This is a genomic window from Tepidimonas fonticaldi, from assembly GCF_001675355.1.
In the GTDB taxonomy this organism is placed as follows: Bacteria; Pseudomonadota; Gammaproteobacteria; order Burkholderiales; family Burkholderiaceae_C; genus Tepidimonas; species Tepidimonas fonticaldi.
On the sequence record NZ_LZDH01000056.1, the window covers coordinates 935,769 to 949,927 of the forward strand.

10 protein-coding genes are annotated in these 14,159 nt (G+C 67.0%); 4 read left to right on the plus strand and 6 right to left on the minus strand.

What is annotated here, in order from left to right; translation table 11 throughout:
• Positions 1 to 8: 8 nt before the first annotated feature.
• On the minus strand, positions 9 to 1,880 hold the full coding sequence (locus A9O67_RS10195) for an extracellular solute-binding protein (protein ID WP_082955493.1): 1,872 nt from the start codon (positions 1,878 to 1,880) through the stop codon (positions 9 to 11).
• 46 nt (positions 1,881 to 1,926) lie between these two features.
• Between A9O67_RS10195 and fabI the strand changes: the two genes are divergently transcribed.
• Positions 1,927 to 2,733 carry an enoyl-ACP reductase FabI gene (gene fabI, locus A9O67_RS10200; RefSeq protein WP_068609767.1) on the plus strand — a complete coding sequence of 269 codons (807 nt, stop codon included), beginning with the start codon at positions 1,927 to 1,929 and terminating at the stop codon, positions 2,731 to 2,733.
• 16 nt (positions 2,734 to 2,749) lie between these two features.
• Here fabI and A9O67_RS10205 read toward each other — a convergent pair whose 3' ends face one another.
• The 4 genes from A9O67_RS10205 to aceE all read right to left on the minus strand — a co-directional run bounded on the left by A9O67_RS10205 (position 2,750) and on the right by aceE (position 9,543).
• Positions 2,750 to 3,376, minus strand: a complete 627-nt coding sequence (locus A9O67_RS10205) for a c-type cytochrome (protein ID WP_082955494.1) — start codon at positions 3,374 to 3,376, stop codon at positions 2,750 to 2,752.
• A gap of 181 nt (positions 3,377 to 3,557) precedes the next feature.
• Entirely contained in the window at positions 3,558 to 5,429 is a 1,872-nt protein-coding gene (lpdA, locus tag A9O67_RS10210; RefSeq protein WP_068610010.1) for a dihydrolipoyl dehydrogenase, read from the minus strand.
• Positions 5,430 to 5,442: 13 nt separating this feature from the next.
• Positions 5,443 to 6,804, minus strand: coding sequence for a dihydrolipoyllysine-residue acetyltransferase (gene aceF, locus A9O67_RS10215; RefSeq protein ID WP_068609769.1), 1,362 nt, complete (start codon positions 6,802 to 6,804; stop codon positions 5,443 to 5,445).
• Positions 6,805 to 6,822: 18 nt separating this feature from the next.
• Positions 6,823 to 9,543, minus strand: coding sequence for a pyruvate dehydrogenase (acetyl-transferring), homodimeric type (gene aceE / locus A9O67_RS10220; protein WP_068609771.1), 2,721 nt, complete (start codon positions 9,541 to 9,543; stop codon positions 6,823 to 6,825).
• A 169-nt stretch (positions 9,544 to 9,712) separates the two neighbouring features.
• On the opposite strand from aceE, the gene A9O67_RS10225 reads away from it, so the two are divergent.
• From A9O67_RS10225 to folD, 3 genes are read left to right on the plus strand one after another with little or no spacing between them, the layout of a single operon-like run.
• Complete coding sequence (locus tag A9O67_RS10225; RefSeq protein ID WP_068609773.1) at positions 9,713 to 12,286, plus strand: PAS domain-containing sensor histidine kinase; 2,574 nt, start codon at positions 9,713 to 9,715, stop codon at positions 12,284 to 12,286.
• On the plus strand, positions 12,283 to 12,912 hold the full coding sequence (locus tag A9O67_RS10230; protein ID WP_068609775.1) for a response regulator transcription factor: 630 nt from the start codon (positions 12,283 to 12,285) through the stop codon (positions 12,910 to 12,912). Before A9O67_RS10225 ends, A9O67_RS10230 begins: the two co-directional genes overlap by 4 nt.
• Positions 12,913 to 12,923: 11 nt before the next feature.
• The gene (folD, locus tag A9O67_RS10235) at positions 12,924 to 13,775 is read left to right on the plus strand and encodes a bifunctional methylenetetrahydrofolate dehydrogenase/methenyltetrahydrofolate cyclohydrolase FolD (protein WP_068609777.1); all 852 of its coding nucleotides are present in this window, start codon (positions 12,924 to 12,926) and stop codon (positions 13,773 to 13,775) included.
• A gap of 40 nt (positions 13,776 to 13,815) precedes the next feature.
• Here folD and A9O67_RS13170 read toward each other — a convergent pair.
• The coding region (locus A9O67_RS13170) for an integrase core domain-containing protein (RefSeq protein ID WP_156682291.1) at positions 13,816 to 14,159 on the minus strand (344 nt) is incomplete at its 5' end.

Consider the following 14,159-nt stretch of genomic DNA (forward strand, 5'->3'; position numbering starts at 1 on the left):
ATCTCCCGTCAGCGCGCGGCCGGGGCGGCCGATGTCGCCCACCAGGTCTCGATCGCCCAGCCCTCGCCGCTGGCGTACGGGGGCATGTCGGCGGGGCGCGCCAATCGCCAGGCGTTGTAGGCCATGCGGTGCGTGGGTGCCGACCATTGGGGAATCAGCACCTGGCTGTGCGCCACCACGCGCTCCAGCGCCCGGCACGCCGCCAAGAAGGCGGGCTCGGTGTCCGCCTGCACCATGCGCGCGATCACATCGTCCAACGCCGGGCTGGCCAGTCCGCTGAAATTGCCCGAGTCCTCGGTGCGGGCGGCTGCGCTGCCAAACAGGTCCGCATACTCCGCACCCGGGCTGTGCGTACCCTGGAACGCCAGCGAAATCACGTCGAAGTCGAAGGTGCGCAGCCGCTGCTGGTACAGCGCGAAGTCCACCGGCCGAAAGCGCAGCTCCACTCCCAGCCGCGCGAGGTTCCTCCCCCACGGCGTGACGACGCGCGCGCCGGCCTCGTTGCTGTCCAGATACTCCAGCACCAGCGGCTCACCCTTGGCGTTGCGCAGCGCCCCGTCGCGGTAGGTCCAGCCGGCCTGACGCAGCAGCGCCTGTGCCAGGCGCAGGTTGGCGCGCAGCCGATCGGGCGTGCCGGCCACCGGCGGCTCCCACATCGGCCCGAAGACTTCCGGCGGCAGCTGCGCGCGCCACGGCTCCAGCAGCCGGCGCTGCGCCGCATCCGGCTCGCCCTGCGCGGCGCAGGCGGTGTTGCCGAACAGCCCGCGCACGCGCTCGTAGCTGCCGTAGAACAGCCGCTCATTCATCCACTCGAAGTCCAGCGCCAGCGCCAGCGCCTGGCGCACCCGCCGGTCGTCCAGCGGCGGTCGGCGGGTATTGAGCACATAGCTCTGAAAGCCCGTGGGCAGCCGGTGGCGGAACTCGGCCTTGACCAGCTCGCCCGTGTCGAAGCGCCGGCCGTTGACGCGCCGCGCCCAGTCGCCGGCGGAGAAGAAGCGCATCAGGTCGAACTCGCCGGCCTTGAGCGCCTCCAGCCGCGCGGTGTTGTCCTTGTAGATCTTGACGGTGATGCGGTCGAAGTTGAAGGTGCCGCGCCGCACCGGCAGGTCGCGCGCCCAGTAGTCGGGATCGCGCACGTAGGTGATGTCCTTGCCGAACTTGACCGGCCCGATGCGGTACGGGCCGCTGCCGATCGGCACTTCCATCACCACCTCGTTGAACGGCTTGCGCCGGCCCGTGGCCGGATCCGCGCCCCAGTCGCGGCTGAAGATCGGGATGCCGCCCACCGTCAGCGGCAGCTCGCGGTTGGGGCGCTTGAAGCGAAAGCGCACCGTGCGCGCGTCCAGCACGTCCACGCCGTCCAGGTCGGCCAGAATCGTCTTGTACACCGGCGAGGTGTGCGGCCCGAGCAGCGTCTCGAAGGTGTGGCGCACGTCCTCGGCCTGCACCGGCTTGCCGTGGTGGAAGCGCGCCTCGCGCCGCAGGCGGAAGGTGACGCTTAAGCGATCCGGCGCCACCTGCACGTCCTCGGCCAGCAGCCCATAGGCGGCGCCGACCTCGTCGGCAGCGCCAACCAGCAGGCTGTCGAACAGCAAGTCCGACAGGTAAGCCGGCGCGCTGCCGCGCAGCGTGAACGGGTTGTATTTGTCAAAGGTGGAGGTGCGCAGGTTGCTGACCAGCCGCAGCTCACCGCCCTTGGGCGCGTCCGGGTTGACGTAGTCGAAGTGCGCGAAACCCGGCGGGTACTTCAGGTGCCCCCACAGCGCGTAGCCGTGCGCGGCCCAGGCGGGGACGCACACCCCCAACACCAGCGCTGCCAGGATCCCCCCCGCGGCGCGGAGGGCGCGCGGAAGGCTCGGCGGATGTGGCCAGTCGTGCATGCGACAATTCTGCAGGATTTTTTCCGCACCACGAGGAGCACGAACAATGGGTTTTCTGGCCGGCAAGAAGCTGCTGATCACCGGGGTTTTGTCCAACCGCTCGATCGCCTACGGCATCGCGCGCGCCTGCCGCGCCCAGGGGGCGGAACTGGCCTTCAGCTACGTCGGTGAGCGCTTCAAGGACCGCATCACGGAGTTCGCCGCCGAGTTCGGCTCCAACCTCGTGTTCGAGTGCGACGTCTCGGACGACGCCAACATCGAGCGCCTGTTCCAGGATCTGTCGGCGCACTGGCCGACGTTCGACGGCTTCGTGCACAGCATCGGCTACGCGCCGCGCGAGGCCATCGCCGGCGACTTTCTCGACGGTCTGTCGCGCGAGGCCTACCGCACCGCACACGAGATCAGCGCCTACAGCTTCCCGGCCATGGCCAAGGCGGCGCTGCCCTACCTGAACGACCGCGCCGCACTGCTGACACTGACCTACCTGGGCAGCGTGCGCATGGTGCCGGCCTACAACACGATGGGGCTGGCCAAGGCGAGCCTGGAGGCCAGCGTCCGTTACTTGGCCGAATCGCTGGGCAGCAAGCGGCGCGGCTGGCGGGTCAACGGCATCTCGGCGGGCCCGATCAAGACCTTGGCCGCCAGCGGCATCAAGGGCTTCGGCAAGATCCTGAACGTGGTCGAGAGCAACGCCCCGATCCGGCGCAACGTCACCATCGACGACGTCGGCCACACGGCGGCGTTTCTGCTGAGCGACCTCGCGGCCGGCATCAGCGCCGAGGTGATCTACGTCGACGGTGGCTTCAGCCAGGTGATGGGCGGGCTGGCGGCCGGCGACGCTGCCGAAGCGTGAGCCGCCTCGCGGGCGATCACTTCAGGTTGCCCAGATAGGCCGCCACCGCCTCCAGCTCCAGGTCGCTCAGGCGGTGCGACATCACGCGCATGATGGCGTTGTCGCGGTTGCCCGTGCGCTCTTTGAATGCCTGCACCTGACGGATGATGTACTGCGGATGCTGGCCTGCCAGGCGCGGCAGTTCGGTGGTGCCGGTCGCGCCGGGCCCGTGGCAAGTGGCACACGGTGGCAGACCGCTGTGGCGGTTGCCCCGCTCGTACACATAGCGCCCCACGGCCAGCAGCAGCTCGTCGCCGCTGGGGGTGTGCCCCGGCCTCTGGCGCGCGTAGTACTCGGCCACCGCTTCGATGTCGCTGGGGCTCAGGCCCTTGACCTTCTCGGTCATCGCGGTGTCCTTGCGCTCACCACTGGCAAAGGCCTGGAGCTGACGCGTCAAATACTGGGCATTCTGGCCCGCCAGACGGGGGAAGTTGGGCGCCACGCCCTGCCCGCACGGACCGTGGCAAACCGCACAGCGGTCCCGGGCAATGACCTCGCCGATCACCAGCGGATCGGTGGACTGGGCCTGCGTCCCCCAAGCCGCCATGCCCATGGCCACCGCCGCGATCGTGCGGCGCAGCGCCGTCTGCCAAGCCTTGCTCATCTGTTGCTCCAGGAATGGGTCCCGGGTCGCCGACGACCCCTGCCACCATCCTAGGGAAACCCCGCAACAGCACCTTGACGCGCGTCAACATCGCTGCATCGGCATGCAACGATGCACGGACGCGTGCGGCCGATCCGCAACGGGGCGCGCCTCGTCCCCGCCGCGTGGCCGAAACCAAGCTTCAGCGCCGCGGCGGCGGCAGATCGGTGCAACTGCCGTGCGCCACCTCCGCCGCCATGCCGATGCTCTCGCCCAGCGTGGGGTGCGGGTGGATGGTCTTGCCGATGTCCACCGCGTCGGCGCCCATCTCGATGGCCAGCGCGATCTCGCCAATCATGTCGCCAGCGTGGGTGCCCACGATGCCGCCGCCCAGGATCTTGCCGTGGCCATGCGCCTCGGGGCGGTCGTCGAACAGCAGCTTGGTAAAGCCTTCGTCGCGGCCGTTGGCAATGGCTCGGCCCGACGCCGACCAGGGGAACAGGCCTTTCTTGACGGGGATGCCCTGCGCCTTGGCCTGGTCTTCGGTCAGGCCCACCCAGGCCACCTCGGGGTCGGTATAGGCCACGCTGGGGATGACCCGCGCGTCAAAAGCACTGCGGGCCAGGGCGGCATCGCCCAGCAGTTCGCCAGCGATCACCTCCGCCGCCACATGGCCCTCATGCACGGCCTTGTGCGCCAGCATGGGCTGGCCAACGATGTCGCCGATGGCAAAGATGTGCGGCACGTTGGTGCGCATCTGCACATCAACCCCAATGAAGCCCCGGTCGGTCACGGCCACGCCGGCCTTGTCGGCCGCGATCTTCTTGCCGTTGGGCGTACGGCCCACGGCCTGCAGCACCAGGTCGTAGATGCCTTCACTCTTGGTACCGTCCAGCCCCTCGAACTGCACCCGGATGCCCTCGGGCGTGGCCTGTGCCCCCACGGTCTTGGTCTTCAACAGGATGTTGTCGAAGCGGCCCTTGTTCATCTTCTCCCAGACCTTGACCAGATCGCGGTCGGCGCCCTGCATCAGACCGTCCATCATTTCCACCACGTCGAGCCGCGCGCCCAGGGTGGAGTACACGGTGCCCATCTCCAGCCCGATGATGCCGCCACCGATGATGAGCATTTTCTTCGGCACTGTCGGCAGCGCCAGGGCACCCGTGCTGTCCACGATGCGCGGGTCGTCGGGCAGGAACGGCAGCCGCACGGCCTGCGAACCGGCCGCGATGATGCACCGCTTGAACGCCACCACTGTCTTGCTGCCGGTCTTGTCCTGGCCGGTGCCGGTGGTTTCTTCCACTTCGACGTGGTTGGGGCCGACGAAGGCCCCGTAACCACGCACCACCGTGACCTTGCGCATCTTGGCCATGGCGGCCAGCCCACCCGTGAGCTTGCCGATGACCTTTTCCTTGTGGCCGCGCAGCTTGTCGATATTGACCAGCGGGCGTCCGAACTCCACGCCCAAGTCGGCCATGTGGCTGACCTCGTCCATCACGGCGGCCACGTGCAGCAGCGCCTTGGAGGGGATGCAGCCCACGTTGAGGCACACGCCGCCCAGCGTGGCGTAGCGCTCCACGATCGCCACTTTCAGGCCCAGATCGGCGGCGCGGAAAGCGGCGGAGTAGCCGCCCGGCCCCCCGCCCAGCACCAGCACATCGCACGCCAGGTCGGCGCTGCCGCTGAAGCTGGCCGCCGCCGGCAACACCGCAGGCGCCACCACAGGCGCAGCAGACGAGGCCGGGGCCACCACCGGAGCCGCGGTGGGCGCGGAAGCCGGGGCACCAGTGGCCGGTGCCGAGGGCGCCGAGGGGGGCACTGCCGCGGCCGCCTCACCGGCCACCTCCAGCGACAGAATCACCGAGCCTTCGCTGACCTTGTCGCCCAGCTTGACTTTGAGTTCCTTCACCACACCCGCGTGGCTGGACGGGATCTCCATCGACGCCTTGTCGGACTCCACCGTGATGAGCGACTGATCCACCTGGACCGTGTCGCCCGGCTTGACCAGCAGTTCGATGACCGCCACGTCCTTGAAGTCGCCGATGTCGGGAACCTGGATGTCCATCAGTGCCATGTTCATGCCCCCTTCACAGCAACACGCGGCGGAAGTCCGCCAGGATCTGGCCCAGATAGGCGTTGAAGCGCGCGGCGGCCGCGCCGTCGATCACGCGGTGGTCCCACGTCAGCGACAGCGGCAGCATCAGGCGTGGCACGAACTGCTTGCCGTCCCACTTGGGCTCCATCTGGCTCTTGCACACCCCCAGTATGGCCACCTCCGGCGCGTTGATGATGGGCGTGAAATAGCGCCCGCCAATACCGCCCAGGCTGGAAATGGTGAAGGTGGCGCCGCTCATGTCGGCGGGGCCCAGCTTGCCCTCGCGCGCCTTCTTGGCCAGATCGGCCATCTCTTGACTGATCTGCAGAATGCCTTTTTGATCCGCGTTTTTGATCACCGGCACCACCAAGCCATTCGGTGTGTCGGCGGCGAAACCGATGTGCCAGTAGTGCTTGTAAATCAGCGCGTCGCCGTCCAGCGAGCTGTTGAACTCGGGAAACTTCTTGAGCGCGGCCACACAGGCTTTGATGAGAAAAGCCAGCATCGTGACTTTGATGCCGCTCTTCTCGTGCTCCTTGTTGAGCTGCACCCGGAAGGCTTCCAGTTCGGTGATGTCGGCATCGTCGTGGTTGGTGACGGCCGGGATCATCACGGCGTTGCGCATCAGGTTGGCGCCGCTGATTTTCTTGATGCGGCCCAGCTCTTTGCGCTCGATGGGGCCAAACTTGGCAAAGTCCACCTTGGGCCAGGGCAGCAAATCGAGCCCGACGCCGGTGCCGGCGGCAGGCGCCGGCGCTTGGGCGGCCTGGGCCTGCGTCTGCAAGATCCCCGCCATGACGGCTTTGGTGAAGGCCTGCACATCCTCCAGCGTGATGCGGCCCTTGGGCCCCGAGCCTTTGACCTCGGCCAGCGGTACGCCCAACTCCCGGGCGAATTTGCGCACCGACGGGGAGGCGTGCGGCAGGCCGAGCACCGGAGCCGATGCGGGCTGATGAGGCGCAGCCGGCGCCAAGGCAGAGGTAGGCGCCACCGTGGGTGCCGGCGCTTCGGCCGGTGTGGGCGCGGATGCAGGCACCGCCGCCGCCACCGGTGCGTCCACGGTCGGGACAGCCACCGGCGCGGAAGCGGGCTGCGGGGCGGCCGCGGTGGCGGCACCTTCGGCCTCGAGCGTCAGCACCACCGAGCCCTCGCTGACCTTGTCGCCGAGTTGCACTTTCAGTTCTTGGACCACGCCCGCGTGGCTGGAGGGAATCTCCATCGACGCCTTGTCGCTTTCCACCGTGATCAGCGACTGGTCCACCGCCACCCGGTCACCGGGTTTGACCAGCAGCTCGATCACCGCCACGTCTTTGAAATCCCCGATGTCCGGGACCTTCACATCGATCACTGCCATTTCATCGTCTCCGGGCCATCAGGCGTGCAGGGGGTTGAGCTTTTCGGTGTCGATGCTGTACTTGGCGATGGCCTCGGCCACCTTGGCTACCGGCACGGTGCCTTCTTCGGCCAGGGCCTTGAGCGCGGCCACCACGATGTAGTGGCGGTTGACCTCGAAATGCTGGCGCAGTTTGCTGCGGAAGTCGCTGCGGCCAAAGCCGTCGGTGCCCAGCACCTTGTAACTGCGTCCCTTGGGGATGTAGGCGCGGATCTGCTCCGCGTACGCCTTCATGTAGTCGGTCGAGGCCACCACGGGGCCGGTGTGCTTGTCCAGCTGCTGGGTGACGAAGGGCACGCGCGGCGCCTCCGTCGGGTGCAGCAGGTTCCAGCGCTCGCAGTCCTGCCCCTCGCGGGCCAGTTCGTTGAAGCTCGGGCAGCTCCACACATTGGCGGCCACGCCCCAGTCTTTTTCCAACAGCTCCTGCGCAAACAGGCTTTCGCGCAGGATGGAGCCAGAACCAAGCAACTGCACCCGCGGCGTGAGCTTCGCGCCTTCCTTGAACAGATACATCCCTTGGATGATCTGCTCCTCCGTGCCGGGGGTCAGGCCCGGCATGGCGTAGTTCTCGTTGAGCAGGGTGATGTAGAAGAACACGTTGTCCTGCTTTTCCACCATGCGCTTCAAGCCATGGTGGATGATGACCGCCACCTCGTGCGCGAAGGTGGGGTCATAGCTGATGCAGTTGGGAATGGTGCCCGCCAGGATATGGCTGTGACCGTCCTCGTGCTGCAGGCCCTCGCCATTGAGTGTGGTGCGCCCCGAGGTGCCACCCAGCAAGAAGCCGCGCGCCTGCATGTCGCCCGCCGCCCAGGCCAAGTCCCCGATGCGCTGGAAGCCAAACATCGAGTAATAGATGTAGAACGGCACCATGATGCGGTTGTTGGTGCTGTACGACGTGGCAGCCGCGATCCAGCTGGCCATGCCGCCCGCCTCGTTGATGCCCTCTTGCAGAATCTGGCCGGCCTTGTCCTCGCGGTAGTACATCACCTGGTCTTTGTCCACCGGGGTGTAGAGCTGGCCCTTGGGGTTGTAGATGCCGATCTGGCGGAACAACCCCTCCATGCCGAAGGTGCGGGCCTCGTCCACCAAAATGGGCACGACGCGCGGACCCAGGGCTTGGTCGCGCAGCAGCTGCGTCAAAAAGCGCACATAGGCCTGCGTGGTGGAGATTTCGCGCCCTTCGGGCGTGGGCTCCAGCACGGCCTTGAACGTTTCGAGCGACGGCACGGTGAACTGTTCATCGCTCTTGACCCGGCGCTTGGGCAAATAGCCGCCCAGCGCCTTGCGCCGCTCGTGCAGGTATTTCATCTCCGGCGTGTCGTCGGCCGGCTTGTAGAACGGGATCTTGGGCAGTTCGCTGTCCGGGATGGGGATGTTGAAGCGGTCGCGGAAGTAGCGGATGTCCTCGTCGGAGAGCTTTTTGGTTTGGTGCGCGGTGTTCTTGCCTTCGCCCGCGCGGCCCATGCCGTAGCCCTTGACCGTCTTGACCAGCAACACGGTCGGCTGGCCCGTGGTGTTGTGGTGCGCGCGGTGGAAGGCGGCATACACCTTCTGCGCATCGTGGCCGCCGCGGCGCAGCGCCCAGATGTCCTCGTCGCTCATCTTGGCCACCAGCTCCAACGCCTTCGGGTGGCGGCCAAAGAAGTTCTTGCGCACGAAGGCGCCATCATTGGCCTTGAACGCCTGATAGTCGCCATCCAGCGTGTCGAGCATGATCTTGCGCAGCACGCCGTCCTTGTCCCGCGCCAGCAGCGGGTCCCAGTTGCTGCCCCACAGCAGCTTGATCACGTTCCAGCCGGCGCCGCGAAACTCGCCCTCCAGTTCCTGAATGATCTTGCCGTTGCCGCGCACCGGGCCGTCGAGCCGCTGCAGGTTGCAGTTGACGACGAAGATCAGGTTGTCCAATCCCTCGCGCGCCGCCAGGCCGATGGCGCCCAGGCTCTCGGGCTCGTCCATCTCGCCATCGCCACAGAACACCCACACCTTGCGCCGGCTGGTGTCGGCGATCCCACGCGCGTGCAGATACTTCAGAAAGCGCGCCTGATAGATGGCCATCAGCGGCCCCAGCCCCATCGACACGGTGGGGAACTGCCAGAACTCCGGCATCAGCTTGGGATGCGGATAGCTGGACAAACCCTTGCCGTCCACCTCCTGGCGGAAGTGCAGCAACTGCTCCTCGGTCAGCCGCCCTTCCAGAAAGGCGCGGGCGTAGATGCCCGGAGCACTGTGGCCCTGTATATAGATCAGATCGCCGCCGTGCGTGCCGCCCTGGTCGGTGTCGTCGGCGTGCCAAAAGTGGTTGAAACCACAGGCAAACATGTGCGCCAGCGACTGGAAGGAGCTGATGTGTCCCCCCAGGTCGCCGCCGTCGGGCGGATTGAGCCGGTTGGCCTTGACCACCATGGCCATCGCGTTCCAGCGCATGTAGGCGCGCAGGCGGCCTTCGATTTCCAGGTTGCCGGGGCTGCGTTCTTCCTCATCCGGCTCGATGGTGTTGACGTAGCCAGTAGTGGCCGAAAACGGCAGATCGATGCTGTGCTCGCGCGCCTCCTCCAGCAGCTGTTCCAGCAGAAAGTGGGCACGCTCGGGGCCCGTGCGTTCGATGACGGCGTCCAGCGCGTCGAGCCACTCGCGCGTCTCCTGCGGATCGGCGTCGGGGGCCACGAGCGGGGAAATCGGTTGGGCGGGTTGGGACATGGTGTCGTCTCCTCGTTGGCACGGAAAAGGGTACGGCGAAGGCGTCTTCGTATCCACGAAGTTTCGCACGAAATGGACCAATTTCCAAACTGCGGTCATCTATTTCACATTACGACATTTAAGATGTTGGCCGTATAGCGACGCTGAGGGTTTGCCCTAAACTGCCGGCATGGCCAGCCCGACGTCCGACACCCACGCCCCGCGCGGCCCCCGCTGGTGGGCAGCCCCGCGCCGCTGGTGGCGCCAGTGGTGGGACCGGCTGCCGCCCAGCCGGCAGGACCGGCTCGCCGTGCTGGGGCCACTGCTGTCCGTCCTGCTGTTTTTGACGGCGATCTTTTCGGCCGTGGCCTACTTCACCCATCAGGAGGCCAACCGCGAGCAGGAAGCGGTGATGCGCGACACCGAATACGCGCAACAGCGCCTGCGCCTGCGCCTGCTGGAGCGGCAGGAGCAGCTCATGCGTCTGGCGCGCGACATCGCCAACCGCTCGGTCGAGGAGACCGAGTTCGTCTTTCAGGCCGAGGCGGTGGTGATGCAGAACCCCGAACTGCTGTCGGTGCACTGGATCGGCCCGTTCCGGGAGGTGGTGACGGGCTACGCGTCGCCCAGCGCGCCGGCGCATGCCCAGCGCCGCGCGGGCGATCTGCTGCCGCCCAACAGCACCGATGGCGCGTTCGAACTGGCGCGCGACCTGCACCAACCGATCTACTCGCGCCCCCTGCGCTGGCCCGACAGCGGCAGCACCATCGTGCTGCTGGTGCCCTTCGAAGACCAGCGCCGCTTTGGCGGCGCGGTGTTGGCGGAGTATTCCGTCGAAGGGCTGCTGCGCTATGGCGTGCCGGCCGAGGTGCTGGCGCGCTACGCGGTGACTTTCGTCGGCGAAGACGGCACGCTGCACGCGGGCACGCCGCTCAAGCCCATCACGACCCCGCTGTCGCGCCTGCCCTGGGCAGCGCGGGCTCAGCGGCACGAGCTGCCCATTTCCCCCATCGGTAACAGCCTGCTGGTGCGCGCCGAAGGCCTGCGCGCCGACCGCGACGCGGGCAGCGAAGCATTTTTCTGGATCGTCGGCGCGATGAGCGTGGCGACGATCTGGATGCTGCTGGGCAATATGCGCCACACGCGCCGGCGCCTGCAGGCCCAGCGCGCGCTGGTGGCGGAGACCAACTTCCGCCGCGCCATGGAAAACTCCATGCTCACCGGGATGCGCGCCCTGGACATGGAGGGCCGCATCACCTACGTCAACCGCGCCTTCTGCAACATGACGGGCTGGAGCGAGGCCGAGCTGATCGGCACCACCGCCCCCTTCCCCTACTGGCCCGAGGCGGAACACGACACGCTGATGGCCCGCCTGCAGGACGAGATCGCCGGCCGCAACGCCCCGGGCGGCTTCGAGGTCCCCGTCAAGCGCAAAAACGGCAGCATCTTCTACGCTCGCATGTACGTCTCGCCGCTGGTCGATGCGCAGGGGCGGCAGACGGGCTGGATGACGTCGATGACCGACATCACCGAGCCCAAGCGCATCCGCGAAGAGCTGACGGCCTCGTACGACCGCTTCGCGACCGTGCTGGACAGCCTAGACGAGGCCATCTCGGTCGCGCCGCTGCACAGCAACGAACTGCTGTTTGCCAACCACATCTATCAGCGCTGGTTTGGGCAGGGCGCAGCGGGCCACGAACGCATGCTCGAGCTGTGCGCCTCCGTCCCGGTGCTGCCGCCGCAGGACCACACCGACCATGTGGACAGCCTGGTCGGCCTGCCCGCCGATGCGCTGGTGGAGGCGATCGCCGAGCACACGCAGATCCTGGTGCCCGAGCTGGGCAAGTGGCTAGAGGTGCGCACCCGCTACCTGACCTGGGTGGACGGGCGGCTGGTGCAGATGCTGATCGCCAGCGACATCACCGCCCGCCGCCATGCGGAAGAACAGGCCGCTCTGCAAGCCGAGCGCGCTGAAGCCGCCAGCCGCCTGATCACGATGGGCGAGATGGCCTCCAGCGTCGCGCACGAACTCAACCAGCCGCTGACCGCCATCAGCAACTACGCCAGCGGCATGATCAGCAGGCTGCAAAAAGGCCAAATGGGCCCCGAGGATCTGCTCGGCGCGCTGGAAAAGACGGTGCGGCAGGCACAGCGTGCGGGCAACATCATTCAGCGCATCCGCGCCTTCGTCAAAAAAAGCGAGCCCAACCCGACGCTGTCCGACGTCGCGCAAATGGTGGCCAACGCCACTGAGCTGGCCGACATCGAGTTGCGCCGCCACATGGTGCGCCTCAACATCTACGTCGCGGCGCGCCTGCCGCGCTTGATGGTGGACCCCATTCTGATCGAACAGGTGCTGATCAACCTGCTGAAAAACGCGGGCGAGTCCATCCAGCATGCCCAGCGGCCGCCCGGCCAACGCCATGTGGAGTTGCAGGTCGTGCCGCGCACCGTCGAGGGCCGCGACGTGGTGGAGTTCACCGTCCGCGACAGCGGCAGCGGCATTCCGCAAGACCGCCTCGACCGCATCTTCGAAGCCTTCTACAGCACCAAGGCCGAAGGCATGGGCATCGGCCTGAAGCTGTGCCGCTCGATCATCGAATCCCACCACGGCCGGCTGCATGCGCGCAACCTCTACAATGGCAGCGAGGTCGCGGGCTGCGAGTTCACCTTCTGGATCCCGGTGTCGCCCCAGGACGCCGCGGAGCCCCGTGTTCATCCCTCCTCTGTCAACGAAGCGCAGACGCCCGAAGGACAACGATGAGCCTGATCCCCAAACGCGGAACCGTGTACGTGGTTGACGACGACGAAGCCGTGCGCGACTCGCTGCAATGGCTGCTGGAGGGCAAGGACTACCGGGTGCGATGTTTCGAGTCGGCCGAGGCGTTTCTGGCGCGCTACGACCCGCGCGAAGTCGCCTGCCTGATCGCCGACATCCGCATGGGCGGCATGAGCGGCATGGAACTGCAGGACCGGCTGCTGGAGCGCCACTCGCCGCTGCCGATCTGCTTCATCACCGGCCACGGCGACGTGCCGATGGCGGTGGAGTCCATGAAGAAAGGCGCTCTGGACTTCATCCAGAAGCCCTTCGACGAAAACCAGCTCGTCGCGCTGGTCGAGAAGATGCTCGACGTCGCGCGCGAGACGTTTGCCGTACACCAGCAGGCCGCCACGCGCGAGGCGCTGCTGGCCAAGCTGACCACGCGCGAATCGCAGGTGCTGGAGCGCATCGTCGCCGGGCGGCTCAACAAGCAGATCGCCGACGACCTCGGCATCAGCATCAAGACGGTGGAGGCGCACCGCGCCAACATCATGGAAAAGCTGGGCGCCAACACCGTGGCCGATCTGCTCAAGATCGCCCTGGCGCCGATTCCCCCCTCCAAAGTCTGACCCCCTCCCCCATGACCGCCCAACTGATCGACGGCGTGGCGCTGGCGCGCCACTGGCGCCAGCGCGTGGCCGAACGCGCCGCCGCGCTGGCGGCCCGCGGCCACCGGCCGGGCCTTGCGGTGATCCTGGTCGGCGACGATCCCGCCAGCCAGGTCTACGTGCGCAACAAGGTCAAGGCCTGCGGCGAAGCTGGCATCCACTCGGTGCTGGAAACCTACCCCGCCAGCCTCACCGAGGACGAGCTGCTGGCGCGCATCGCCGCCCTCAACGCCGACCCGGCCATCCACGGCATCCTGGTGCAGCTGCCGCTGCCGGCACATCTGAACGCCCAGCGCGTCATCGAGGCGATCGCGCCGGAGAAGGACGTCGACGGCTTTCACGTCGCCAACGCCGGGGCGCTGCTGGTCGGCCAGCCGGCCTTCAGGCCGTGCACGCCGTACGGCTGCATGAAGATGCTGGAGCACATCGGCCGCACCGACCTGCGCGGCCAGCACGCCGTCGTGGTGGGCCGCAGCAACATCGTCGGCAAGCCGATGGCGCTGCTGCTGCTGCAGGCCGGCGCCACGGTGACGATCTGCCACAGCGGCACCGCGGACCTGGCCCACCACACGCGCCAGGCCGACGTGCTGGTCGCCGCGGTCGGCAAGCCGCGCATGATCGGCGCCGACATGGTCAAGCCCGGCGCCGTGGTGCTCGACGTCGGCATCAACCGCCTGCCCGACGGCAAGCTGTGCGGCGACGTCGACTTCGACGCCGTGCGCGAGGTGGCCGGCTGGATCACCCCGGTGCCGGGCGGCGTAGGGCCGATGACGATCGCGATGCTGCTGCTCAACACGGTCGAGGCCGTTGATAGGCAAAACTAACATAGACTCAGCAGGAACGCGACCACAACAGGCGAGGAAATCAAAAAGGAATATGCTGATCCAGCGCGCAACAAAAAATCAGCCCAATTATCGACCAGACATAGATGTCATGTCCCGGATGATTATGGGGTCGCTTTTGGAACAAATCCGATCTTCGCCGATACCAGTCCTTCATGGCCTGCATGGGCGTGCGGGCATCGAGGGCAGTCTGAGGCAGATGGTGGTTGTAGAGCCAAGCGTAGCGCAAGAGGGTTTGCTCCAGGTCTTGGCCGCTGAGGAAGTGATGGCTGCGCAGCACCTCTTCGATACGACCGTTGAAGCGCTCCACCATGCCGTTGGTCTGGGGCCGCCGTGGACGGGTAAGCCGATGTTCGATGCCCAGCG

What these genes read in the sequence shown, in the direction of transcription:
- aceE (WP_068609771.1), bottom strand. Translation starts at nt 9,543, where the DNA reads ATGTCCCAACCCGCCCAACCGATTTCCCCGCTCGTGGCCCCCGACGCC.
- A9O67_RS10195 (WP_082955493.1), bottom strand. Translation starts at nt 1,880, where the DNA reads ATGCACGACTGGCCACATCCGCCGAGCCTTCCGCGCGCCCTCCGCGCC.
- fabI (WP_068609767.1), top strand. Translation starts at nt 1,927, where the DNA reads ATGGGTTTTCTGGCCGGCAAGAAGCTGCTGATCACCGGGGTTTTGTCC.
- folD (WP_068609777.1), top strand. Translation starts at nt 12,924, where the DNA reads ATGACCGCCCAACTGATCGACGGCGTGGCGCTGGCGCGCCACTGGCGC.
- lpdA (WP_068610010.1), bottom strand. Translation starts at nt 5,429, where the DNA reads ATGGCACTGATGGACATCCAGGTTCCCGACATCGGCGACTTCAAGGAC.
- A9O67_RS10230 (WP_068609775.1), top strand. Translation starts at nt 12,283, where the DNA reads ATGAGCCTGATCCCCAAACGCGGAACCGTGTACGTGGTTGACGACGAC.
- A9O67_RS10205 (WP_082955494.1), bottom strand. Translation starts at nt 3,376, where the DNA reads ATGAGCAAGGCTTGGCAGACGGCGCTGCGCCGCACGATCGCGGCGGTG.
- A9O67_RS10225 (WP_068609773.1), top strand. Translation starts at nt 9,713, where the DNA reads ATGGCCAGCCCGACGTCCGACACCCACGCCCCGCGCGGCCCCCGCTGG.
- aceF (WP_068609769.1), bottom strand. Translation starts at nt 6,804, where the DNA reads ATGGCAGTGATCGATGTGAAGGTCCCGGACATCGGGGATTTCAAAGAC.